This is a genomic window from Pseudomonas sp. SD17-1, assembly GCF_029201585.1.
Taxonomy (GTDB): Bacteria; Pseudomonadota; Gammaproteobacteria; order Pseudomonadales; family Pseudomonadaceae; genus Aquipseudomonas; species Aquipseudomonas palmensis.
This window is the reverse complement of sequence record NZ_CP104044.1, coordinates 326,552-349,067: the sequence shown is the minus strand read 5'-3', so window position 1 is coordinate 349,067 and position 22,516 is coordinate 326,552. Positions and strand designations below refer to the sequence as shown.

The following is a 22,516-nucleotide window of genomic DNA, read 5'->3' as shown; positions in this document are numbered from 1 at the left end:
TTCAGTATCGACCAGGGCGCCGCTCAGCGCGTGATCATCGGCAGGTTCAGGCCCTGCTCTTTCGCGCAGTCGATGGCGATCTGATAACCGGCATCGGCATGGCGCATCACGCCGGTGGCCGGGTCGTTGTGCAGAACGCGGGCAATACGCTCGGCGGCTTCGTCGGTGCCGTCGCACACGATGACCATGCCCGAGTGCTGCGAGAAGCCCATGCCCACCCCGCCGCCGTGGTGCAGCGAGACCCAGGTCGCGCCGCTGGCGGTGTTGAGCAGGGCATTGAGCAGCGGCCAGTCGGACACGGCGTCGGAGCCGTCCTGCATGGCTTCGGTTTCACGGTTGGGGCTGGAGACGGAGCCGGAGTCCAGGTGGTCGCGGCCGATCACGATCGGTGCCGACAGCTCGCCGCTGCGCACCATTTCGTTGAACGCCAGGCCCAGCTTAGCGCGCAGGCCCAGGCCGACCCAGCAGATACGTGCCGGCAGGCCCTGGAAGCTGATGCGCTCGCGGGCCATGTCCAGCCAGTTGTGCAGGTGCGCGTCGTCGGGGATCAGTTCCTTGACCTTGGCGTCGGTCTTGTAGATGTCCTGGGCGTCGCCCGACAGCGCGGCCCAGCGGAACGGGCCCACGCCGCGGCAGAACAGCGGGCGGATATAAGCAGGTACGAAGCCGGGGAAGTCGAAGGCGTTGGTCACGCCCTCTTCCTTGGCCATCTGACGAATGTTGTTGCCGTAGTCGAAGGTCGGGATGCCCTGCTTCTGGAAGTCGAGCATGGCCTGCACGTGAACGGCCATCGACTGCCTGGCAGCCTTGACCACCGCCGCCGGTTCGGTCTGCGCGCGGTCGCGGTACTGCTCCCAGGTCCAGCCGGCCGGCAGGTAGCCATTGAGCGGGTCGTGGGCGCTGGTCTGGTCGGTGACCATGTCGGGGCGCACGCCGCGCTTGACCAGCTCGGGCAGGATTTCGGCGGCATTGCCCAGCAGGGCGATGGAGATGGCCTTGCCTTCGCCCGTGTATCTGGCGATGCGCGCCAGGGCGTCGTCCAGGTCGGTGGCCTGTTCATCCACGTAGCGGCTGCTCAGGCGGAAGTCGATGCGGCTCTGCTGGCATTCGATGTTCAGCGAGCAGGCGCCGGCCAGGGTCGCGGCCAGTGGCTGCGCGCCGCCCATGCCGCCCAGGCCCGCGGTGAGCACCCACTTGCCCTTGAGGCTGCCGTTGTAGTGCTGGCGGCCGGCTTCGACGAAGGTTTCGTAGGTACCCTGCACGATGCCCTGGCTGCCGATGTAGATCCAGCTGCCGGCGGTCATCTGGCCGTACATGGCCAGGCCCTTGGCATCGAGTTCGTTGAAATGTTCCCAGTTGGCCCAGTGCGGCACCAGGTTGGAGTTGGCGATCAGTACGCGCGGGGCGTTGCTGTGGGTCTTGAACACGCCGACCGGCTTGCCGGATTGCACCAGCAGGGTCTCGTCGTCATTCAGGTGGGTGAGGCTCTCGACGATCTTGTCGTAGCACTCCCAGTTGCGCGCGGCGCGGCCGATGCCGCCGTACACCACCAGCTCCTTGGGGTTCTCGGCAACTTGCGGGTCGAGGTTGTTCATCAGCATGCGCAGCGGCGCTTCGGTCAGCCAGCTCTTGGCGGTGAGCTGGGTGCCGCGCGGGGCGCGAATTTCGACGTCACGGAATTTATTGTGCTTGTTCGTCACGTAAGGGCTCCTCGAGCGAAAGGCGAATTCGGGATGGCACTGCCATGGATGCAATACAAACATATATTTACTTGTATGTACAAGTACAGGCAACCAAAAAACAGTGTCGTCCGCTTCGCCGGCAAGGCCGGCTCCCACACGCAAAAAAAGAATGGAACCTGCAGGAGCCAGCCTTGCTGGCGAAGCCCTTAACGTTCGGTCAGCTCGATCAGGCAGATCTGCCCACTGACCTCGAACTCCAGCAACCCGTGGTTGCCGTCCAGCCGCAGGCAGTCATAGAGACCCAGCCACTGCTCGGCATGCCCTGCGACCTTGACCCGCACCCGCTCGTGCGCCGCGAACACCAGCAGCGTCTGGGCCGAGCTGTACACCCGGCTTTCACCCGGCAGCCACTGCAACCGCGCGGCAAACCGCTGCGGCGCGTAGATCAGGTTGAAGTCGCGAATCGGTCCGCCCAGCAGGTTGCAGCTCACTGCACTTTCGCCGCTGAAGGCGAAGGCATCGAACGCCAGCAGCTCGCGGCTGGCCTGGCCATCCACCATCAGGCGCATGCCATCGCCCTGCAGCACGCTGATCACGCGCTGATACCCGGCAAAGCTGGAGAACCCGCCCGACTCGGCGATGTCGGCAATCGACAGGCGCCAGCCAAAGCCCTCCAGGCCGGCCCCGCCATCGCGGGTGATCTCTTCGGTACTGCCGCCGCCGTTCTTCCACGGCATGCGCGGGTAGTCGGCGGCACGTAACAGGGTCAACGAACTCATTTGCTGAAGCGTCCTTCCAGGCGGTGACGGGAACCGGGGTGAATCAGGCGCGCCGCCGTGACCGGCTGGCGACCCGACCAGGTGCGCCGGCGGATCAGCAGGCACGGCTCGCCCGGCTCTATCTGCAGCAGGCGGCATTCCTCGGGTTCGGCCAGGATCGCCTCGACCACGTGCTCGCCTTCGGTCAGCGGCGCCACCTGGGACAGGTAGGCGTAGGGGGTCTGGCGGGTGAAGTTCTGCTTGAGGTAGTCCGGGGCGACCTGGGCGTTGACGAAGCGGTCCTCGATCTGCACCGGGATGCCGTTTTCGTAGTGCACGATCAGCGAATGGAACACCCGCTGCCCTTCGCGCATGTCCAGCGCCAGCGCCCGCTCAGAGCCTGCCGCCCCTTCGGTCAGGGTGATCACCTTGCAGCTGTGCTGGTGGCCGCGCGCGGCGATCTCGTCGGCGATGTTGTTGACCTCGAACAGCGCCGAGCGGCTCTTGGGCTCGGCGACGAAGGTGCCGACGCCCTGCATGCGCACCAGCAGGCCTTCGGCGGTCAGCTCGCGCAAGGCGCGGTTGATGGTCATGCGGCTGAAGCCCAGCTCGGTGACCAGTTCGCTCTCGGACGGTACGCGGTGATGCGGCGGCCAGCTGCCGTTCTGGATCTGCTGGGCGATCATCTGCTTGACCCGCGCATACAGCGGCGCCGGGCCCTCGCCCATGTGGGCAACCAACGCGGAGACAGGAGGTGTCGACACGGCAAAAATCCTTGGTGATGAGTATGACCGGTAGAGTGCCGCAGTTTACCGGGCAGGCAAACGTCTGTATATGTATATACAAATAACCAGAAAAGGGTGGCGTACCGATGTCCGTGTTCTTTGCCGAACGTGCTTTGTTGCCTACAGGCTGGGCAGAAAACGTGCGAATCGAGACAGGCCCCGACGGCCTGTTGAATAGCGTACAGCCAGGCGCCTCGGCAGATGGCGCCGAGCGCCTGGCCGGGCCGTTGCTGCCGGGCATGCCGAACCTGCACTCGCACGCCTTCCAGCGCGCCATGGCCGGCCTGGCGGAAGTGGCCGGCAACCCCAACGACAGCTTCTGGACCTGGCGCGAGCTGATGTACCGGCTGGTGGGCCGGATCAGCCCCGAGCAACTGGGCATCATCGCGCGCCAGCTGTACATCGAGATGCTCAAGGCCGGCTACACCTCGGTGGCCGAATTCCATTACGTGCACCATGACGCCCAGGGCAAGGCCTATGCCGACCCGGCCGAACTGTCGCTGCGCATCAGCCAGGCCGCCGCCGACACCGGCATCGGCCTGACCTTGCTGCCGGTGCTGTACAGCCACTCGGGTTTCGGCGGGCAGGCGCCCAATGACGGGCAACGTCGCTTCATCAACGGCACCGAGCAGTACCTGCACCTGCACACGCAACTGGCGCCGCTGCTCGCCCAGCAACCGGCGCAGCGCCTGGGGCTGTGCTTTCACTCCCTGCGCGCGGTCACCCCGCAGCAGATCGCCCAGGTCATGGCTGCCGGTGACAAGGCCTGCCCGGTGCATATCCACATTGCCGAACAGCAGAAGGAAGTCGACGACTGCCTGGCCTGGAGTGGCCGCCGGCCATTGCAGTGGCTGTATGAAAACGTCGATGTCGACCAGCGCTGGTGCCTGGTGCACGCCACCCACGCCGAGCCCGACGAAGTCAGCGCCATGGCGCGCAGCAAGGCGGTGGCCGGCCTGTGCCTGACCACCGAGGCCAACCTGGGCGACGGCATCTTCCCTGCCGTCGACTACCTGGCCCAGGGCGGGCGCATGGGCATCGGCTCGGACAGCCATGTGTCGCTGAGCGTGGTGGAGGAATTGCGCTGGCTCGAATATGGCCAACGCCTGCGCGACCAGCGGCGCAACCGGTTGCATGGCGCCGATCAGCCGATGGTGGGGCGCACGCTGTTCGATGCGGCCCTGGCCGGCGGTGCGCAGGCGCTGGGGCAGCCGGTTGGCGAGCTGGCGGTGGGCCGGCGGGCCGACTGGATCGTGCTGGATGGGGCCGATCCGTATATCGCTACGGCGAGCGGGGACGGGGTTCTCAATCGCTGGCTGTTTGCCGGCGGCGACCGGCAGGTGCGCGATGTGATGGTCAATGGCAAGTGGGTGGTCAAGCAGGGTCGGCATGCGGGTGAAGAACAGAGTTCGCGGGCGTTTGCCGGGGTGCTTCGCGAAGTGCTGGGCTGATCTCAAACCGCAGCGCGGCCTTCGCCGGCAAGGCCGGCTCCTACAGGTTCGACACCGCCTGTAGGAGCCGGCCTTGCCGGCGAAAGGGCCGTTACCGTTTTTGCGCGATATCGCGGTCGGAGACGCGCCAGATCAGCCGCGTGGTGTCATACCCCTGCTGACGCGCCCGCGCCAGCAGGCTCTCGCGCTCCAACGCCGGAATCGTCGGCGTGCGCGACAGTATCCACAGGTACTTGCGGTCCGGGTTGCCCACCAGTGCCGTCTGGTAGTCCTTGTCCACGTACAGCACCCAGTAATCGCCCTTCGTCACCCCCGGCAGCAACCGCGAGAACCAGTTGTCGAACTCCACCCACAGCTTGTCGGTCTTGCCCTGCACCTGTGGCGTCGCCGTACCACTGGCCTCCTCCCACTCGCCCTCGAGCGTGATGCAGCGGTTGAGCACGCCCACCGTGCCGTCCGGCTTGAGGTTGTAATGCGCTTCGCTCTGCGCGCAATTGCGCTGGAAGAACATCGGCAACCGCGCCAGCTCGAACCACTTGCCCTGGTAACGCTTGAGGTCGACGCTGTCGACGGTCTTGGGCGGCAACGGCCCGTCGTCGCGCGAATGCGCACAACCGGTCAGCAGCAGGCCGGCGCACAGGCTCAACAGCAGGGGCAGGCGTTTCATTTGAGACCCTGCCCCGAGTACATCAGCACCTTGTCGGCGGCGTACTGCACGCTGATGAAGGCTTTCTGGTCGCCCCAGGTACAACTGGTCATGCCCAGAGCGCCGGAACACTCGGTGGGGCTGCCCAGCAGTCGCTCGACCTCGGCCTTGGGCATGCCGGCCTGGAGCTTGGAATAGTTTTCCTGGTTGATCTTGCTGCATGCGGCCAGCAACACGCACAACGACAACAGGGCGAGGGAACGCAACGACATGGGGTCACTCCTGAACATGAGGGTGCAAGCACGGGGCCTGACTCGAGCTTAGAAGCAAAAACCCCTATCCGGTTCCCGGCAACCCCATTTACCTGCACGGTTATCGTTGCCATTTGTCGACTAGTCGCACATCCGCCTCATTTTTTGCCCGGCGCGGACGACACAGGAGGGCGCTGCGACGTTTCGCCGCGCCCTCCCCGTTGACCGCCTTGTGCAGACAGACCTCGCAATGACCAAAAACCTGAAGTTCAGCCACAAGATCCTGCTGGCCGCCGCCCTTGTGGTCGCGGTGGCGTTTACCTGTTTCATCCTGTTCAACGATTACCGCCAGCGCCAGTCGCTGCGCAGCAACACCGAGGCCACGATGCAGGAGCTCGGCAGCCTTACCACCAGCAACATCCAGACCTGGCTGCAGAGCCGCATCCAGCTGCAGCATTCGTTTGCCCAGCAGGTGGCCGTGGATGGCCCCGGCAAGCCGAGCCTGGACCGGCTGATGGCGTTGCCGGTGTATGCCAGCAACTTCACCCTGACCTACTTCGGCGGCCAGGACGGCAGCATGCAATCGGTGCCCACGGGCAACCGCGCCGCCGACTACGACCCGCGGGTACGCGGCTGGTACAAGGGCGCCAGCGAGGCCGGGCGCAGCATCGTTACCGAACCCTACGTCTCGGCCTCCTCGGGCAAGCTGGTGATCACCATTGCCACCCCGGTGCAGCAGGCTGGCCGCCTGATCGGTGTCAGCGGTGCCGACACCGACCTGGACACCATCAGCAGCATCATCAACTCGCTGAACTTCGACGGCCACGGCCTGGCGTTCATCGTCAATGCCGAGGGCAAGATCCTGATCCACCCGGACAGCTCGCTGACCCTCAAGCGCCTGGCCGATGCCTACCCGCAGGGCACGCCGCAGCCGGGTAGCGGCCTCAAGGAAGTCGAGCAGGACGGGCGCCGGCAGTTCATCAGCTTCACCCGCGTCAACGGCGTGCCTTCGGCCGACTGGTACGTGGCGATGGTGGTCGACCAGGACTACGCCTTTGCCATGCTCGGCGAGTTTCGGACCTCGGCCATCGTGGCCACGGCCATCGCCGTGCTGATCATCATCGCCTTGCTCGGCGTGCTGATCCGCGTCCTGATGGAGCCGCTGCATGTGATGGGCCGCGCCATGCACGATATCGCCGAAGGCGAAGGCGACCTGACCCGGCGCCTGCGCATTCATGCCCATGACGAGTTCGGCGCGCTGGGCTCCTCGTTCAACCGCTTCGTGGAACGTATCCACAACTCGATCAGCGAAGTGTCCTCGGCCACCGGTCGGGTCAATGAAGTGGCCCTGCGCGTGGTCAGCGCCTCGAACGCGTCGATCCACAATGCCGACCAGCAGTCGGGCCGCACCAGCAGCGTGGCGGCGGCGATCAACCAGCTGGGCGCCGCCGCCCATGAGATCGCCCACAACGCCGCCCTTGCCTCACAGCACTCCAGCGAAGCACGCAACCTGGCCGAGGACGGCCAGCAGGTGGTCGACCAGACCATTGCGGTGATGAACCAGCTGTCGAGCAAGATCAGCGACGCCAGCACCCATATCGAGACGCTCAACGCCAACACGGTGAACATCGGCCAGATTCTCGAGGTGATCAGCGGCATCTCCCAGCAGACCAACCTGCTGGCACTGAACGCGGCCATCGAGGCGGCACGTGCCGGCGAGGCCGGTCGCGGGTTTGCGGTGGTGGCCGACGAGGTGCGCAACCTGGCCCACCGTACCCAGGACTCGGCGCAACAGGTGCAGAAGATCATCGAGCAGTTGCAGGCCGGCGCACAGGTGGCGGTGGGCACCATGACCGAGAGTCAGCGCCAGAGCGAGCACAGCGTGGGCATTGCCAACCAGGCCGGCGAGCGCCTGGGCAGCGTGACCGTGCGCATTGGCGAAATCGACGGGATGAACCAGTCGGTGGCCACCGCCACCGAAGAGCAGACGGCCGTGGTGGAATCGATCAATGTCGACATCACCGAGATCAATACGCTGAATCAGGAAGGGGTGGAGAATTTGCAGGCGACGCTGCGGGCCTGCAATGACCTGCAGAGCCAGGTGGACAGGTTGAAGCAGCTGGTGGGCAGCTTCAGGATCTAGGGTGAAACAATCGCGGGGCAAGCCCGCTCCCACAAGGACAGCGATAGTCCTAGTGGGAGCGGGCTTGACCCGCGATTGGGTTCAGCTCAGAACCGCGAGCCCGGCTCCAGCAGAAAGTCCATCTCTTCATCGGTGCTCGGGCGCCCCAGCACCAGGTTGCGGTGCGGGAAGCGGCCAAACCGCGCAATCACCCGCTGGTGCTGCTCGGCATAGTCCAGGAAACCTTCGAACAGGCGCCGGTCACTGTCCGGCTGCGCATCCAGCAGCAACTGATAGCGCTCGATGCTGATGTTCTGCCAGTCCAGCACCTCGGCATGCTCCAGCACCAGCAGGATGAACACGCGCTGGATCGGCAGCAGCTGGTAGTCCCAGGCCTTGTCCAGGCCCTGCATCACCAGCACCTGCGCACGCCGGTCGCCATCGAAGGCGTGCTGGGTGTCGCGGTGGATCATGCGGGGCAGCTGGTCCAGCAGCAGCACCAGGCCCAGCCAGCCCTGGGGGCTTGCCAGCCATTCGTCCAGCTCGCCGGCCAGCGCCTGCGCGGCCAGCTCGCCGAAGCGCTCGCGCGCCTCGTCGTCGTGGTGCTTGCCGAACCACAGCGTACTCTTCTCGTCAGCCACGGCCTGGGGGCTGGTGCCCCAGCCGAACCACCACTCCAGCAACGGCTGCCAAGGTGCGAGCATGATTTACTCCTGGTGATAACCGGTGACGCGCTCGACTTCCTGCTTCGAACCCAGGAACACCGCCACACGCTGGTGCAGGCTCTCGGGCTGGATGTCGAGGATGCGCTGGCGACCGTCGGTGGAAGCACCGCCGGCCTGTTCGATGATGAACGACATCGGGTTGGCTTCGTACATCAGGCGCAGCTTGCCCGGCTTGGATGGCTCGCGCGCATCGCGCGGGTACATGAACAGGCCGCCACGGGTCAGGATGCGGTGCACGTCGGCAACCATCGAGGCGATCCAGCGCATGTTGTAGTTCTTTTTCAGCGGGCCGGTCTCGCCAGCCAGCAGTTCGCCCACATAGCGGGTCACCGGGGCTTCCCAATGGCGCTGGTTGGACATGTTGATGGCGAACTCGGCGGTGGTTTCCGGCACCTGGATGTTCTCGTGGGTCAGCACGAAACTGCCCAGCTCGCGGTCCAGGGTGAAACCCTTGACGCCGTTGCCCAGGGTCAGGATCAGCATGGTCTGCGGGCCGTAGATCGCGTAACCGGCGGCCACCTGCTTGGTGCCCGGCTGCAGGAAGGCCTGTTCGTTGAGGCTTTCGTTCTGGCTCAGGTACTCGTTGGGGCAGCGCAGTACCGAGAAGATGGTGCCGACCGAGACGTTGACGTCGATGTTCGACGAACCGTCCAGCGGGTCGAATACCAGCAGGTAGGCACCCTTGGGGTACTTGCCCGGGATCTGGTAGGCATTGTCCATCTCTTCGGACGCCATGCCGGCCAGGTGGCCGCCCCACTCGTTGGCTTCGAGCAGGATGTCGTTGGAAATCACGTCCAGTTTCTTCTGGACTTCGCCCTGCACGTTTTCAGTGCCCATGCTGCCCAGCACGCCGCCAAGGGCGCCCTTGGACACGTTGTGGCTGATTTCCTTGCACGCACGCGCCACCACTTCGATAAGGAAGCGCAGATCGGCAGGGGTGCTGTTGCTGCGGGTCTGCTCAATCAGATAGCGACTCAGGGTAACGCGGGACATGTAAGGCTCCGGAGGATGGGGTAGAAAAAACCCACGCAGTTTACAGGGAGAGTGAAGCGCTAGCGAGCAATAGGACATGCTCGCCCGATCAGACGACACATCGGCCCGAAGGTTCACGCCCCCGGGCCCGATGCCAGGTGCCTACTCCAGCGCGTTCCAGATCTCCCCGGCGTATTCGCGAATGGTGCGGTCCGACGAGAACCAGCCCATGCGCGCGGTATTGAGCACGGCCGAGCGCCACCACTGCTGGGGGTCGTGCCACAGCTCCTCGACGCGGCGCTGGGCCTCCCAGTAGGCATCGAAGTCGGCGCACACCAGGAAGCGGTCATACGGCACCAGTGAATCGATCAGCCCCACGTAGCGCGCCGGGTCGTCCGGCGAGAACACCCCGCCGCGGATCGCCTGGAGCACGTCGTTGAGCCGGTACGAGGCGCCGATGGCGGAGCTGGCACCGAAATCGCCGCTGCGCTTGCGCGCCTCCACCTGCTGGGAGGTCAGACCGAAGATGAACATGTGCTCGGCCCCCACCTGCTCGCACATCTCGACGTTGGCGCCGTCCAGGGTGCCGATGGTCAGCGCGCCATTGAGGCCGAACTTCATGTTGCTGGTGCCCGAAGCCTCGTAGCCGGCGGTGGAGATCTGCTCGGACAGGTCCGCCGCCGGGATGATGCTCTCGGCCAGGCTCACGTTGTAGTTGGGCAGGAACACCACCTTGAGCAGCCCGCGCACGGTCGGGTCGTTGTTGACCACCCTGGCGATGTCGTTGGCCAGCTTGATGATCAGCTTGGCCTGGTGGTAGCTGGCGGCTGCCTTGCCGGCGAAGATCTTCACCCGCGGCGCCCAGTGCGTGCCCGGCTCGGCGCGGATCGCCTGGTACAGCGCCACGGTATGCAGCAGGTTGAGCAACTGGCGCTTGTATTCGTGGATGCGCTTGACCTGCACATCGAACATCGCCTCGGGGTCGACCGTGATGCCCAGGCGCTCCTGGATCAGGTTGGCCAGGGCCTTCTTGCTGTGCAGGCGCTGCTGGGCGAAGGCCTTGCGAAACGCCGGCTTGTCGGCGAACGGCTCGAGGCGCCGCAGGTGCTTCTCGGGGTCGTCCAGCACCTCGGGCCCCAGCGCCTCCACCAGCATGCGGGTGAGCGGCGGGTTGGCCTGGTACAGCCAGCGGCGGAAGGTGATGCCGTTGGTCTTGTTGTTGATCCGCTCGGGGTAGAGCTTGTGCAGTTCGGCGAACACGGTGCTGCGCATCAGCTTGGTGTGCAGCCCCGACACGCCGTTGACGCTGTGCGACCCGAGGAACGCCAGGTTGCCCATGCGCACCCGCCGGCCGTTGTCCTCCTCGATCAGCGACACCGCGCGCAGCACGTCGAAGTCATGGATGCCCTTGGCCCGCAGCGCGTCGATATGAAAGGCGTTGATCAGGTAGATGATCTGCATGTGGCGCGGCAGCATGCGCTCCATCAGGCCCACCGACCAGGTCTCCAGCGCCTCGGGCAGCAGGGTGTGGTTGGTGTAGGCCAGGGTGTCGACGGTGAGCTGCCAGGCGGTGTCCCACGGCAGTTCGTGCTGGTCCACCAGCAGGCGCATCAGCTCGGCCACGGCAATCGAGGGGTGGGTGTCGTTGAGCTGGATGGCGGCCTTTTCGTGCAGGTTGAGCAGCGTGGGGTTCATGTTCAGGTGGCGGCGCAGCAGGTCCTGCAGCGAGGCCGAGACGAAGAAGTACTCCTGGCGCAGGCGCAGCTCCTGGCCGGCCTCGGTGCTGTCGGCCGGGTACAGTACCCGCGAGATGCTCTCGGCGCGGGCCACTTCGGCCACCGCGCCCAGGTGGTCGCCGGCATTGAAACGCTCCAGGTGCAGCTCTTCCAGGGCCCGTGCGCGCCACAGGCGCAGGGTATTGACGCTGGCACCACGCCAGCCCACCACGGGCGTGTCGTAGGCCACCGCACGCACCGTTTCGGCCGGCCACCACACCTGGCGCGGCTGGCCGGATTCGTCGTGCCGGGTCTCGACGCTGCCGCCGAAACTGATCGGGTAGATCACCTCGGCACGCTCGAACTCCCAGGGGTTGCCGAAATCCAGCCAGTTTTCGGTCTGCTCCTGCTGCCAGCCGTCGACCACGGCCTGGCGAAACAGCCCGTGCTCATAGCGGATACCGTAGCCGTGGGCGGCGATGCCCAGGGTCGACATGCTCTCCATGAAGCACGCCGCCAGGCGCCCGAGGCCGCCGTTGCCCAGCGCCGCATCGGGTTCGAGCAGGCGGATGCGCTCCAGGTCCACGTCCAGCCCGGTCATTGCTTCACGGGCGATGTCCAGCAGGCCGAGGTTGCTCAGGCTGTCGTACAGCAGGCGGCCGATGAGAAATTCGAGGGAGAGGTAATAGACGCGCTTCTGGCTCTTGCGGTAGATCTGCCGCGTGTGGTCCATCCAGTGGTCGACCATGTGGTCGCGGGCGGCCAGGGCAATGGCCTCGAACCAGTCGTGGTCGAAGGCGTGCTCGGGGTCCTTGCCGACGGCATAGGTCAGTTTTTCCAGTACAGCGGTGCGAAAGGCAGCCACCTGTGCGTCACGTGCGAGTGGTTCCTGAGACATACGACGTCCTCGGGCAAGTTGACGAATGCGGATGGGGATTTCTCAGCCTAGACGGTTCGACCGGGCGCGGTAGCGCGGGTTCGTTTGTTTCTGTGCAAAAGCGGTACCGGGTTGGCACGAACCCGGCAAATGGTTGTTCACATTTTGACCAACTCCGGTATGATCGCGCGCCCACCCGACCATCTGAAAAACCGAACCTGATGAAACCGACCCTGATTGCCGCCGCCGAACTCGACCGCCTGGATACCTGGCAGAGGTATTCCAGCCACATGTGCGGGGGCTGCATGTCCAGTTGCTGCACCTTGCCGGTGGAGGTCAAGCTCACGGATCTGATCCGCATTGGCGTGGTGGACGAATTCGAACGGGGCGAGCCGCCCAAGAACATCGCCAAGCGCCTGCAGAAGGATGGGATCGTCGAGCGCTTCAACCAGAAGTCCGGGATCTTCACCTTGCAGCGCATGAGCAACGACGATTGCCTGTACCTGGACCGCAAGACGCGGTTCTGCACCATTTACGACAAGCGCCCCGACACCTGCCGCAACCACCCAAGGATCGGCCCGCGGCCGGGGTACTGCGCGTACAAGCCAAAGCCCGTGGCCCGCTGAAAAGCATCGCGGGTCAAGCCCGCTCCCACAAGGTTGTGCATTTACCTGTGGGAGCGGGCTTGACCCGCGATTCGGCCAGCGCAAGTTTCAGGCCTTGCACAAACAAAAACGCCCCCGGCCTTTCGACCGGGGGCGTTTTCATTCAGCCTGAGCTAACTCAGTTCTTGGCTTTCTTGGCAGCGCGGGTACGCTCGCCTTCGTCCAGGATCTTCTTGCGCAGACGGATCGACTTGGGCGTGACTTCGCACAGCTCGTCGTCCTGGATGAATTCCAGAGCCTGTTCCAGGGTGAAGCGAACAGGTGGTACCAGAGCGATGGTTTCGTCTTTGCCCGAAGCACGCATGTTGTCGAGCTTCTTGCCCTTGGTAGGGTTGACGCCCAGGTCGTTGTCACGGCTGTTCAGACCGACGATCTGACCGTTGTAGATCTCCTGGCCGTGCTCGACGAACAGCTTGCCGCGCGCCTGCAGGGTTTCCAGCGAGTAGGTCAGCGCCTTGCCGGTCTCTACCGATACCAGTACGCCGTTCTGACGGCCGGACATGTGGCCGGACTTCATTGGCGCGTAGCGATCGAAGATCGAGGTCAGGATGCCTGCACCGTTGGTCAGGGTCAGGAACTGGTTGCGGAAACCGATCAGACCACGGGCTGGAATGTTGTATTCCAGACGTACACGGCCCTTGCCATCCGGCACCATGTTGGTCAGGTCGCCTTTACGCAGGCCCATTTCTTCCATGACCTTGCCCTGCGAATCTTCAGGGATGTCGATGGTGACGTTCTCGAACGGCTCGTGCTTGGCACCGTCGATTTCGCGGATGATCACTTCCGGACGACCAACACCCATTTCGAAGCCTTCGCGACGCATGGTTTCGATCAGTACCGACAGGTGCAGCTCACCACGACCCGATACCTTGAACTTGTCGGCCGAGTCGCCTTCTTCAACGCGCAGTGCAACGTTGTACAGCAGCTCCTTGTCCAGACGCTCCTTGATGTTGCGGCTGGTGACGAACTTGCCTTCCTTACCGCAGAACGGCGAGTCGTTGACCTGGAAGGTCATCGAAACGGTCGGCTCGTCGACGGTCAGCGGCTTCATCGCCTCGACTGCGTCCGGGGAGCACAGGGTGTCGGAGATGAACAGCTCGTCGAAACCGCTGATGCAGACGATGTCGCCAGCCTGGGCTTCTTCGACGTCGACGCGGTGCAGGCCGTGGTGACCCATCAGCTTGAGGATACGACCGTTGCGGCGCTTGCCGTCAACGTCGATGGCCACAACCGGGGTGTTCGGCTTGACGCGACCACGGGCGATGCGGCCAACACCGATCACGCCCAGGAAGCTGTTGTAGTCCAGTGCCGAGATCTGCATCTGGAACGGACCGTCGCGGTCGACGCTTGGCGCTGGCACGTTGTCGACGATCGACTGGTACAGCGGGGTCATGTCTTCGGCCATTTCGGTGTGGTCCAGACCGGCAATGCCGTTCAGGGCCGAGGCGTAGACGACCTTGAAGTCCAGCTGTTCGTCGGTGGCACCCAGGTTGTCGAACAGGTCGAAGATCTGGTCCAGAACCCAGTCAGGACGCGCGCCCGGACGGTCGACCTTGTTGATCACCACGATCGGACGCAGGCCGGCTTCGAAAGCCTTCTTGGTCACGAAACGGGTTTGCGGCATAGGGCCGTCCTGGGCGTCTACCAGCAGCAGCACGGAGTCGACCATCGACATCACACGCTCTACTTCACCACCGAAGTCGGCGTGGCCCGGGGTGTCCACGATGTTGATGTGGTAGCCGTTCCAGTTGATGGCGGTGTTTTTCGCCAGAATGGTAATGCCGCGCTCTTTTTCCTGGTCGTTGGAGTCCATCACGCGCTCGTCGTTGAGCTCGTTGCGCTCCAGGGTGCCGGACTGACGCAGCAGTTTGTCTACCAGGGTGGTCTTGCCATGGTCAACGTGGGCGATGATGGCGATGTTGCGTAGATTTTCGATCACTTGTGTATCTCGATCAGAGGATTCGGGTTGCCGCCCAGTCTAGGCGGCGAATGTGAATGAACGGCGCTCAACGGGCTCGTCGGTCGGGAGGGCGATGGCGGATACTGCCGCCATACAACCCCGGCATCTTATGTCGGACGATAAACGCGCACATTGGCATGCCCCTCACTCAGTAGATGGTGGGCATGCAGGCGACTCATCACTCCCTTGTCGCAATACAGCAAGTACTGGCGCGTGGGGTCCAGCTCCTTGAAGCGACTGTTGAGGGCGTAGAACGGCAAGGCCTTGACCTCGATGCCGTCCAGTTCCAGAGGCTGGTCTTCCTGGGCGTCGGGGTGACGAATGTCGATCACCACCTGCCCGGCCAGCGCCTGGCTGACTTCTTCGATCTGGATATCCTGGCCCAGTTCATCGATCACGTGGTCGATGGACACCAGGCGGGCGCGTTCCAGGGCGCGCTCGAGCACGGCCATGTCGAACTGCTTCTCTTCATGGTCGACACGGTGACGCTTGGCACAGGTGGTCGGGTTCACCGAGATCACGCCGCAGTACTCGGGCATGTGCTTGGCGAACTCGGCGGTGCCGATTTCATTGGCCTGGTCGATGATGTCCTGCTTGTGGCTGGCCAGCAGCGGGCGCAGCACCAGCTTCTCGGTGGCCGAGTCGATCACCGCCAGGTTGGGCAATGTCTGGCTGGACACCTGGGAAATCGCCTCGCCGGTGACCAGCGCGTCGATCTGCAGGCGGTCGGCGATGTTGGTGGCGGCGCGCAGCATCATGCGCTTGAGGGTCACGCCCATGTAGCTGTTGTCGACCTTGCCGAGGATCTCGCCCACCACCTCTTCGAACGGCACGCTGACGAACAGCACGCGCTGGCTGCTGCCGTACTTCTTCCACAGGTAGTGCGCGACTTCCATCACGCCCAGCTCGTGGGCACGGCCGCCCAGGTTGAAGAAGCAGAAGTGGGTCATCAGGCCGCGGCGCATCATCTGGTAGGCCGCCACGGTGGAGTCGAAGCCGCCGGACATCAGCACCAGGGTCTGCTCCAGCGCGCCCAGCGGGTAGCCGCCGATGCCCTTGTGCTGGTTGTGGATCACGTACAGGCGCTTGTCGCGGATCTCGATGCGCACTTCCACTTCGGGGTTGCGCAGGTCGATGCCGGCTGCGCCGCACTGCTGGCGCAGCTGGCTGCCGACATAGCGGTCGACGTCCATCGAGCTGAAATCATGGTGGCCGCCGCGCTTGCAGCGCACGGCAAAGTGCTTGCCGGCCAGCAGGTGGCCGAAATGCGTCTTGCACTTGGCGACGATATCGTCGAAGTCGCCCAGCGGGTACTCATCGACCTGGAGGAAATGCGCGATGCCCGGCATGCAGCTCAGGCGCTCGGTCATTTCGCGCAGCACTTTCTCGTCGTCCAGGCGGGTGACCACCTCCAGATTGTCCCAGACACCATCGACCGCGAGCGCAGGATCCAGGTCCTTGAGCACGGTGCGGATGTTGCGGCCCAGTTGACGGATGAAGCGCTTTCGAACCGGGCGGCTCTTGATGGTGATCTCTGGAAAGACTTTGACGATTAGTTTCATGAAAACAGCGCGCGCGTGGCCAGCCGAAAAAGAAGGGGCGCGGATTATAGCGGAATTCGCTCAAGCTTTGAGCAACTTTTGTACAGAAGGTTTCACGCGCACCATTTTGGGTCACTCAAACGAAAAAACGCCTCCTAAGGGTGCAGGAAAAACCCCTGAAGCGCCGTTGGCACCCGTAAACGCGTGAGAATGGGGCGAAAAACCCAACTCGGGGCACTGGCATGCAATTTGCTCCCTTGTGAGGCAGGTTGCCTTGGCCGACTATTCGCGCCCGGCATCACCCAAATTACAAGGGCTGCACAGGCACGCTCTACCCCACCCGGAGGACACCATGTCGAAGTCGGTTCAACTCATCAAAGATCATGACGTTAAATGGATTGATCTGCGCTTCACTGACACCAAGGGCACCCAGCACCACGTCACCATGCCAGCCCGTGACGCGCTGGAAGACGACTTCTTCGAAGCCGGCAAGATGTTCGACGGTTCCTCCATCGCTGGCTGGAAAGGCATCGAAGCCTCCGACATGATCCTGATGCCGGACGACTCCACCGCCGTGCTCGACCCGTTCACCGAAGAGCCGACCCTGATCCTGGTCTGCGACATCATCGAACCGTCGACCATGCAAGGCTACGACCGCGACCCGCGCGCCATCGCCAAGCAGGCCGAAGAGTTCCTGCGCTCCACCGGCATCGGCGACACCGTATTCGCAGGCCCTGAGCCTGAGTTCTTCATCTTCGACGAAGTGAAGTTCAAGTCTGACATTTCGGGCTCGATGTTCAAGATCTACTCCGAGCAGGGCTCGTGGATGTCCGACCAGGACGTGGAAGGTGGCAACAAGGGCCACCGTCCAGGCGTCAAGGGCGGCTACTTCCCGGTTCCGCCGTTCGACCACGACCACGAGATCCGTACTGCCATGTGCAACGCACTGGAAGAAATGGGCCAGGTCGTCGAAGTGCACCACCACGAAGTGGCGACTGCCGGTCAGAACGAAATCGGCGTCAAGTTCAACACCCTGGTGAAAAAAGCTGACGAAGTTCAGACCCTGAAATACGTCGTGCACAACGTTGCCGACGCCTATGGCCGCACCGCTACCTTCATGCCAAAACCGCTATACGGCGACAACGGCTCGGGCATGCACGTGCACATGTCGATCTGGAAAGACGGCAAGAACACCTTCGCCGGCGAAGGCTATGCCGGCCTGTCCGATACCGCCCTGTACTTCATCGGCGGCATCATCAAGCACGGCAAGGCCCTGAACGGCTTCACCAACCCGTCGACCAACTCCTACAAGCGTCTGGTCCCGGGCTTCGAAGCCCCGGTCATGCTGGCCTACTCGGCACGCAACCGTTCTGCCTCGATCCGCATTCCTTACGTGTCGAGCCCCAAGGCCCGCCGTATCGAAGCGCGCTTCCCGGACCCGGCGGCCAACCCGTACCTGGCCTTCGCTGCGCTGCTGATGGCCGGCCTGGACGGCATCCAGAACAAGATCCACCCAGGCGATGCCGCCGACAAGAACCTGTACGACCTGCCGCCTGAAGAGGCCAAAGAGATCCCGCAGGTCTGTGGCAGCCTGAAGGAAGCCCTGGAAGAGCTGGACAAGGGCCGTGCGTTCCTGACCAAGGGCGGCGTGTTCTCCGACGAGTTCATCGATGCCTACATCGCCCTGAAAAGCGAAGAAGAAATCAAGGTGCGCACCTTCGTACACCCACTGGAATACGAGCTGTACTACAGCTGCTAAGCCAGTGACGCTCGCTCACGCGGCGTAACGAGAGAGGCCTCCCATTCGGGAGGCCTTTTTTTTGCGCTGACTTCATCGCGGGTCAAGCCCGCTGCCACAAACCAGTGGGAGCGGGCTTGACCCGCGACGAAGTGAGCAGTGCTCTACAATGGTGCACAAGGCAGCGCTACTCCTGCACCAACAGCCCATTTTGGTTCAAAAACAGCCTGCAACCCGTTAATGCAGTCATTTTTTGCGCAGCCAAGGCCCGGTTTCAGGGAATTGCGCTTCTTTTCGGAGCCTTGGTTTGGTTCTTGCATTTTCCTGGCATCAGCCGATTACCAGCGCGCGCCACCCTGGCCCCGATCAGGGCGGTACTGTGCCAAAAGAGGTCAACGACGCCCCATGACCATCAGCGATGCACTGCACCGACTGCTACTGGACAACCTGACCACTGCCACCATTCTGCTCAATGCCGAATTGCGCCTGGAGTACATGAACCCGGCAGCGGAAATGCTCCTGGCCATCAGCGGCCAGCGCAGCCACGGGCAGTTCATCAGCGAGCTGTTCACCGAATCGACCGAAGCGCTCAACTCGCTGCGCCAGGCCGTGGAGCACGCGCACCCGTTCACCAAGCGCGAAGCCATGCTCACCGCCCTCACCGGCCAGACCCTGACCGTCGACTACGCCGTCACCCCGATCCTCAACCACGGCCGCACCCTGCTGCTGCTCGAAGTGCACCCGCGCGACCGCCTGCTGCGCATCACCAAGGAAGAGGCGCAGCTGTCCAAGCAGGAAACCACCAAGATGCTGGTGCGCGGCATGGCCCACGAAATCAAGAACCCGCTGGGCGGCATCCGTGGCGCCGCGCAGCTGCTGGCCCGCGAACTGCCCGACAACGGCCTCAAGGACTACACCAACGTCATCATCGAAGAGGCCGACCGCCTGCGTAACCTGGTCGACCGCATGCTCGGCTCCAACAAACTGCCGTCGCTGGCCATGACCAACATCCACGAAGTGCTCGAGCGCGTGTGCAGCCTGGTGGAGGCCGAAAGCCAGGGCGGCATCACCCTGGTGCGCGACTACGACCCGAGCCTGCCCGACGTGCTGGTGGACCGCGAGCAGATGATCCAGGCCGTGCTCAACATCGTGCGCAACGCCATGCAGGCCATCAGCGGGCAGAACGAGCTGCGCCTGGGCCGCATCACCCTGCGCAGCCGCGCCATGCGCCAGTTCACCATCGGCCACACCCGCCACCGCCTGGTGGCGCGCATCGAAATCATCGACAACGGCCCGGGTATCCCCGCGGAACTGCAGGACACCCTCTTCTATCCCATGGTCAGCGGTCGCCCGGACGGTACCGGGCTGGGCCTGGCCATCACCCAGAACATCATCAGCCAGCACCAGGGCCTGATCGAATGTGACAGCCACCCTGGCCACACCACCTTCTCGATCTTCCTGCCGCTGGAACAAGGAGCCACTTCTTCATGAGCCGAAGCGAAACCGTCTGGATCGTCGACGACGACCGCTCCATCCGTTGGGTCCTGGAAAAAGCCCTGCAACAGGAAGGCATGACCACCCAGAGCTTCGACAGTGCCGATGGGGTCATGAGCCGCCTGGCCCGCCAGCAGCCGGACGTGATCATCTCCGACATTCGCATGCCCGGTGCCAGCGGCCTGGACCTGCTGGCGCAGATCCGCGAGCAGCACCCGCGTCTGCCGGTGATCATCATGACCGCGCACTCGGACCTGGACAGCGCCGTGGCCTCGTACCAGGGCGGCGCGTTCGAGTACCTGCCCAAGCCATTCGACGTGGACGAGGCGGTGTCGCTGGTCAAGCGCGCCAACCAGCACGCCCAGGAACAGCAGGGCATGGCCGAGCCCCAGGCGCTGACCCGCACCCCGGAAATCATCGGCGAAGCGCCGGCCATGCAGGAGGTGTTTCGCGCCATCGGCCGGCTCAGCCATTCCAACATCACCGTGCTGATCAACGGCGAATCGGGCACCGGCAAGGAGTTGGTGGCCCACGCCCTGCACCGTCACAGCCCACGCGCCGCCTCGCCGTTCATCGCGCTGAACATGGCGGCGATCCCCAAGGACCTGATGGAGTCCGAGCTGTTCGGCCATGAAAAGGGCGCGTTCACCGGCGCGGCCAACCTGCGCCGCGGGCGTTTCGAGCAGGCCGACGGCGGCACGCTGTTTCTCGACGAGATCGGCGACATGCCGGCCGACACCCAGACCCGCCTGCTGCGCGTGCTGGCCGATGGCGAGTTCTACCGGGTGGGCGGGCATGTGCCGGTGAAGGTGGACGTGCGCATCATTGCCGCCACCCACCAGAACCTGGAAACCCTGGTGCAGGCCGGCAAGTTCCGTGAAGACCTGTTCCACCGCCTGAACGTGATCCGCATCCACATCCCGCGCCTGGCCGACCGCCGCGAAGACATCCCGACCCTGGCCCGGCACTTTCTGGGGCGTGCGGCGCAGGAGCTGTCGGTGGAGCCCAAGCTGCTCAAGCCCGAGACCGAGGAGTTCATGCGCAACCTGCCGTGGCCGGGCAACGTGCGCCAGCTGGAGAACACCTGCCGCTGGATCACGGTGATGGCCTCGGGGCGCGAGGTGCATATCGGCGACTTGCCGCCGGAGCTGCTGAACCTGCCGCAGGACGCGGCGCCGGTGACCAACTGGGAGCAGGCGCTGCGCCAGTGGGCCGACCAGGCGCTGAGCCGTGGCCAGTCGAACCTGCTGGACAGCGCAGTGCCGAGTTTCGAGCGGATCATGATCGAGACGGCGCTCAAGCACACCGCCGGGCGGCGGCGCGATGCAGCGGTGCTGCTGGGCTGGGGGCGCAACACCCTGACGCGCAAGATCAAGGAACTGGGCATGAAGGTCGACGGCGGGGACGACGAGGGCGACGACGAGGCATGACTCAGGGGCCTCTTCGCCGGCAAGGCCGGCTCCTACAAACGCCGCCGTACCTGTAGGAGCCGGCCTTGCCGGCGAACAGCTTGCCCCATTGCTGCACCATGCCTGCCCCCGCTGCACCGCCTGAAGGCAAAAACACCCCTCACAACCGCATCAAACCCAGCAAAACCCCAGGTTCCATTGCCCCAGGCCAACTTGGCACACCCCCTGCATATACCTAAGCACAACCCAGTTTTGGGGACCTTGGTACAGGCAGGCCGGGGAATCCCCTCTTTTATTCGTGCAGTTTCACCTGCACCCTCCAGCGGCCCTGCACCGGCTCGCCGGCCCAGTCGCCGCGCAGCGGCCGGGCCGCCACCAGGCTCAGCAACAGGCCCTGGTCGCTGTTCTGCAGGCGCCAGCTCACGGGCTTGCCCGCCAACTGCAACTGACCCTTCTGGCTCCGCCCGCTGGCCTGGAACACCAGCGCCAGCGTGCCCTCGACCTCCTCGCCATGCAGTTGCGGCTCTTCGTTGAACCACAGGTTCAGGCCATCGGCCACCACCTCCACTCGCTCCAGTACCCGTGGTTCAGGCGCGGTGAGGCGGCCGATCATCAGGCCCACCAGCATGCCGAACAGGGCCATGGAGAACAGCACCCGCGGCCACAGTTTCGAACGCGGGTCCGGTTCGGGGGTAGAATGCTCGTCATCTTTATGCTCGGAGCCGTGCATGTTTCACGTCATCCTTTTTCAACCGGAAATTCCACCGAATACCGGCAACATTATACGGCTGTGCGCCAACAGCGGCTGCCAGCTGCACCTGATCGACCCGATCGGCTTCGAACTGGACGACAAGCGCCTGCGCCGTGCGGGCCTGGATTACCACGAGTACGCCACCCTCAAGCGCCACAGCGACCTGCCCAGCTGCCTCGAGAGCCTGGGCAACCCGCGCCTGTTCGCCTTCACCACCAAAGGCTCGCGGCCGTTTCACGACGTGGCCTTCGCCCCCGGCGACGCCTTTCTGTTCGGCCCTGAAAGCCGTGGCCTGCCGCCCGAGGTGCTCGACCCGCTGGGCAGCGACCAGCGCCTGCGCCTGCCCATGCGCGAAGGCTGCCGCAGCCTGAACCTGTCCAACACCGTGGCCGTGGCGGTGTACGAAGCCTGGCGCCAGCAAGGTTTTGCCTGAGGCATGAAAAAAGCGCCCCGAAGGGCGCTTTCAACGTACCGCAGTCAGCTTACTGCAGCGAAGGCGCTTCGCCTGCTTCCTGCATGCGCTGCATCTCTTGCGCGTACAGGGCATCGAAGTTCACCGGCGACAGCATCAGGGCCGGGAACGAACCACGGGTCACCAGGTTGTCCAGCGCTTCACGCGCATACGGGAACAGGATGTTCGGGCAGAACGCGCCCAGGGTGTGGCTCATCGAAGCCGGGTCGAGGTTCTTGATCAGGAAGATACCCGCCTGCTGAACTTCGGCGATGAAGGCAACCTCTTCACCGTTCTTGACCGTGACCGACAGGGTCAGCACGACCTCGTGGAAATCGCCTTCCAGGCCTTTCTGCTTGGTGTTCAGGTCCAGCGCGACGCTCGGTTCCCACTGCTGGCGGAAGATCGCCGGGCTTTTCGGCGCTTCGAACGACAGGTCACGCACATAGATGCGCTGCAGGGAGAATTGCGGGGAGCTTTCGTCGGCTGCCGCAGCGCCGTTGTTCTGTTCTTCAGTCATGAC

The 22,516-nt window shown here is 64.0% G+C and carries 19 protein-coding genes; 7 read left to right on the top strand and 12 right to left on the bottom strand.

Annotation, left to right across the window (positions count from 1 at the left end; translation table 11 throughout):
* Nucleotides 1-23: 23 nt before the first annotated feature.
* The 3 genes from hutU to hutC form a co-directional block, all read right to left on the bottom strand.
* Nucleotides 24-1,700 (bottom strand): urocanate hydratase, encoded by a 1,677-nt coding sequence (hutU, locus tag N0B28_RS01630; protein WP_043862179.1) that lies wholly within the window; start codon nucleotides 1,698-1,700, stop codon nucleotides 24-26.
* A gap of 188 nt (nucleotides 1,701-1,888) precedes the next feature.
* Nucleotides 1,889-2,461 (bottom strand): HutD family protein, encoded by a 573-nt coding sequence (locus tag N0B28_RS01625; RefSeq protein WP_275730016.1) that lies wholly within the window; start codon nucleotides 2,459-2,461, stop codon nucleotides 1,889-1,891.
* Nucleotides 2,458-3,168 carry a histidine utilization repressor gene (gene hutC / locus N0B28_RS01620; protein WP_275732025.1) on the bottom strand — a complete coding sequence of 237 codons (711 nt, stop codon included), beginning with the start codon at nucleotides 3,166-3,168 and terminating at the stop codon, nucleotides 2,458-2,460. The genes N0B28_RS01625 and hutC overlap by 4 nt, the downstream gene beginning before the upstream one ends.
* Nucleotides 3,169-3,311: 143 nt before the next feature.
* Between hutC and N0B28_RS01615 the strand changes: the two genes are divergently transcribed.
* Complete coding sequence (locus N0B28_RS01615) at nucleotides 3,312-4,676, top strand: formimidoylglutamate deiminase (RefSeq protein WP_275730013.1); 1,365 nt, start codon at nucleotides 3,312-3,314, stop codon at nucleotides 4,674-4,676.
* Between the two features lie 91 nt (nucleotides 4,677-4,767).
* Here N0B28_RS01615 and N0B28_RS01610 read toward each other — a convergent pair whose 3' ends face one another.
* Both N0B28_RS01610 and bamE read right to left on the bottom strand, forming a co-directional pair.
* The gene (locus tag N0B28_RS01610; RefSeq protein WP_058541650.1) at nucleotides 4,768-5,343 is read right to left on the bottom strand and encodes a lipocalin family protein; all 576 of its coding nucleotides are present in this window, start codon (nucleotides 5,341-5,343) and stop codon (nucleotides 4,768-4,770) included.
* A complete protein-coding gene (gene bamE / locus N0B28_RS01605) occupies nucleotides 5,340-5,594 on the bottom strand; it encodes an outer membrane protein assembly factor BamE (protein ID WP_043862184.1) in 255 nt (84 codons plus the stop codon). Before bamE ends, N0B28_RS01610 begins: the two co-directional genes overlap by 4 nt.
* 229 nt (nucleotides 5,595-5,823) lie before the next feature.
* Between bamE and N0B28_RS01600 the strand changes: the two genes are divergently transcribed.
* On the top strand, nucleotides 5,824-7,716 hold the full coding sequence (locus N0B28_RS01600; protein WP_043862185.1) for a methyl-accepting chemotaxis protein: 1,893 nt from the start codon (nucleotides 5,824-5,826) through the stop codon (nucleotides 7,714-7,716).
* Nucleotides 7,717-7,802: 86 nt separating this feature from the next.
* Here the strand turns inward: N0B28_RS01600 and N0B28_RS01595 are convergent, their stop codons facing one another.
* The 3 genes from N0B28_RS01595 to N0B28_RS01585 all read right to left on the bottom strand — a co-directional run bounded on the left by N0B28_RS01595 (nucleotide 7,803) and on the right by N0B28_RS01585 (nucleotide 12,005).
* Nucleotides 7,803-8,399: a DUF924 family protein gene (locus N0B28_RS01595; protein ID WP_043862186.1), complete on the bottom strand. Its 597-nt coding sequence runs from the start codon at nucleotides 8,397-8,399 to the stop codon at nucleotides 7,803-7,805.
* Between the two features lie 3 nt (nucleotides 8,400-8,402).
* Nucleotides 8,403-9,413 (bottom strand): class 1 fructose-bisphosphatase, encoded by a 1,011-nt coding sequence (locus N0B28_RS01590; RefSeq protein WP_043862187.1) that lies wholly within the window; start codon nucleotides 9,411-9,413, stop codon nucleotides 8,403-8,405.
* A gap of 141 nt (nucleotides 9,414-9,554) precedes the next feature.
* On the bottom strand, nucleotides 9,555-12,005 hold the full coding sequence (locus N0B28_RS01585) for a glycogen/starch/alpha-glucan phosphorylase (RefSeq protein WP_058541651.1): 2,451 nt from the start codon (nucleotides 12,003-12,005) through the stop codon (nucleotides 9,555-9,557).
* 200 nt (nucleotides 12,006-12,205) lie between these two features.
* On the opposite strand from N0B28_RS01585, the gene N0B28_RS01580 reads away from it, so the two are divergent.
* Entirely contained in the window at nucleotides 12,206-12,610 is a 405-nt protein-coding gene (locus N0B28_RS01580; protein ID WP_043862189.1) for a YkgJ family cysteine cluster protein, read from the top strand.
* A gap of 157 nt (nucleotides 12,611-12,767) precedes the next feature.
* On the opposite strand, the gene typA is transcribed toward N0B28_RS01580, so the two are convergent.
* Nucleotides 12,768-14,588, bottom strand: coding sequence for a translational GTPase TypA (typA, locus tag N0B28_RS01575; RefSeq protein ID WP_043862190.1), 1,821 nt, complete (start codon nucleotides 14,586-14,588; stop codon nucleotides 12,768-12,770).
* Nucleotides 14,589-14,716: 128 nt separating this feature from the next.
* Entirely contained in the window at nucleotides 14,717-16,171 is a 1,455-nt protein-coding gene (thiI, locus tag N0B28_RS01570) for a tRNA uracil 4-sulfurtransferase ThiI (RefSeq protein ID WP_043862191.1), read from the bottom strand.
* A gap of 331 nt (nucleotides 16,172-16,502) precedes the next feature.
* Here thiI and glnA point away from each other — a divergent pair, with 331 nt between their 5' ends.
* From glnA to ntrC, 3 genes are all read left to right on the top strand, one after another.
* Nucleotides 16,503-17,909 (top strand): glutamate--ammonia ligase, encoded by a 1,407-nt coding sequence (glnA, locus tag N0B28_RS01565; protein ID WP_043862192.1) that lies wholly within the window; start codon nucleotides 16,503-16,505, stop codon nucleotides 17,907-17,909.
* 384 nt (nucleotides 17,910-18,293) lie between these two features.
* Nucleotides 18,294-19,379, top strand: a complete 1,086-nt coding sequence (gene glnL, locus N0B28_RS01560; protein WP_043862193.1) for a nitrogen regulation protein NR(II) — start codon at nucleotides 18,294-18,296, stop codon at nucleotides 19,377-19,379.
* Entirely contained in the window at nucleotides 19,376-20,812 is a 1,437-nt protein-coding gene (ntrC, locus tag N0B28_RS01555) for a nitrogen regulation protein NR(I) (RefSeq protein WP_043862194.1), read from the top strand. The genes glnL and ntrC overlap by 4 nt, the downstream gene beginning before the upstream one ends.
* Before the next feature lie 271 nt (nucleotides 20,813-21,083).
* Here ntrC and N0B28_RS01550 read toward each other — a convergent pair whose 3' ends face one another.
* Nucleotides 21,084-21,521: a hypothetical protein gene (locus N0B28_RS01550; protein ID WP_058541653.1), complete on the bottom strand. Its 438-nt coding sequence runs from the start codon at nucleotides 21,519-21,521 to the stop codon at nucleotides 21,084-21,086.
* Here N0B28_RS01550 and N0B28_RS01545 point away from each other — a divergent pair.
* Nucleotides 21,520-21,975 carry a tRNA (cytidine(34)-2'-O)-methyltransferase gene (locus tag N0B28_RS01545; protein WP_043862196.1) on the top strand — a complete coding sequence of 152 codons (456 nt, stop codon included), beginning with the start codon at nucleotides 21,520-21,522 and terminating at the stop codon, nucleotides 21,973-21,975. The genes N0B28_RS01550 and N0B28_RS01545 overlap by 2 nt on opposite strands.
* A gap of 49 nt (nucleotides 21,976-22,024) precedes the next feature.
* Here the strand turns inward: N0B28_RS01545 and secB are convergent, their stop codons facing one another.
* Complete coding sequence (gene secB / locus N0B28_RS01540; RefSeq protein WP_043862197.1) at nucleotides 22,025-22,513, bottom strand: protein-export chaperone SecB; 489 nt, start codon at nucleotides 22,511-22,513, stop codon at nucleotides 22,025-22,027.
* Between the last annotated feature and the right edge of the window lie 3 nt (nucleotides 22,514-22,516).

Coding starts and splice junctions, on each gene's coding strand:
- ntrC (WP_043862194.1), top strand. CDS start 19,376: ATGAGCCGAAGCGAAACCGTCTGGATCGTCGACGACGACCGCTCCATC.
- N0B28_RS01585 (WP_058541651.1), bottom strand. CDS start 12,005: ATGTCTCAGGAACCACTCGCACGTGACGCACAGGTGGCTGCCTTTCGC.
- thiI (WP_043862191.1), bottom strand. CDS start 16,171: ATGAAACTAATCGTCAAAGTCTTTCCAGAGATCACCATCAAGAGCCGC.
- hutC (WP_275732025.1), bottom strand. CDS start 3,168: ATGGGCGAGGGCCCGGCGCCGCTGTATGCGCGGGTCAAGCAGATGATC.
- N0B28_RS01550 (WP_058541653.1), bottom strand. CDS start 21,521: ATGCACGGCTCCGAGCATAAAGATGACGAGCATTCTACCCCCGAACCG.
- N0B28_RS01545 (WP_043862196.1), top strand. CDS start 21,520: ATGTTTCACGTCATCCTTTTTCAACCGGAAATTCCACCGAATACCGGC.
- glnL (WP_043862193.1), top strand. CDS start 18,294: ATGACCATCAGCGATGCACTGCACCGACTGCTACTGGACAACCTGACC.
- glnA (WP_043862192.1), top strand. CDS start 16,503: ATGTCGAAGTCGGTTCAACTCATCAAAGATCATGACGTTAAATGGATT.
- N0B28_RS01600 (WP_043862185.1), top strand. CDS start 5,824: ATGACCAAAAACCTGAAGTTCAGCCACAAGATCCTGCTGGCCGCCGCC.
- secB (WP_043862197.1), bottom strand. CDS start 22,513: ATGACTGAAGAACAGAACAACGGCGCTGCGGCAGCCGACGAAAGCTCC.
- N0B28_RS01610 (WP_058541650.1), bottom strand. CDS start 5,343: ATGAAACGCCTGCCCCTGCTGTTGAGCCTGTGCGCCGGCCTGCTGCTG.
- N0B28_RS01615 (WP_275730013.1), top strand. CDS start 3,312: ATGTCCGTGTTCTTTGCCGAACGTGCTTTGTTGCCTACAGGCTGGGCA.
- N0B28_RS01580 (WP_043862189.1), top strand. CDS start 12,206: ATGAAACCGACCCTGATTGCCGCCGCCGAACTCGACCGCCTGGATACC.
- N0B28_RS01590 (WP_043862187.1), bottom strand. CDS start 9,413: ATGTCCCGCGTTACCCTGAGTCGCTATCTGATTGAGCAGACCCGCAGC.
- N0B28_RS01595 (WP_043862186.1), bottom strand. CDS start 8,399: ATGCTCGCACCTTGGCAGCCGTTGCTGGAGTGGTGGTTCGGCTGGGGC.
- bamE (WP_043862184.1), bottom strand. CDS start 5,594: ATGTCGTTGCGTTCCCTCGCCCTGTTGTCGTTGTGCGTGTTGCTGGCC.
- N0B28_RS01625 (WP_275730016.1), bottom strand. CDS start 2,461: ATGAGTTCGTTGACCCTGTTACGTGCCGCCGACTACCCGCGCATGCCG.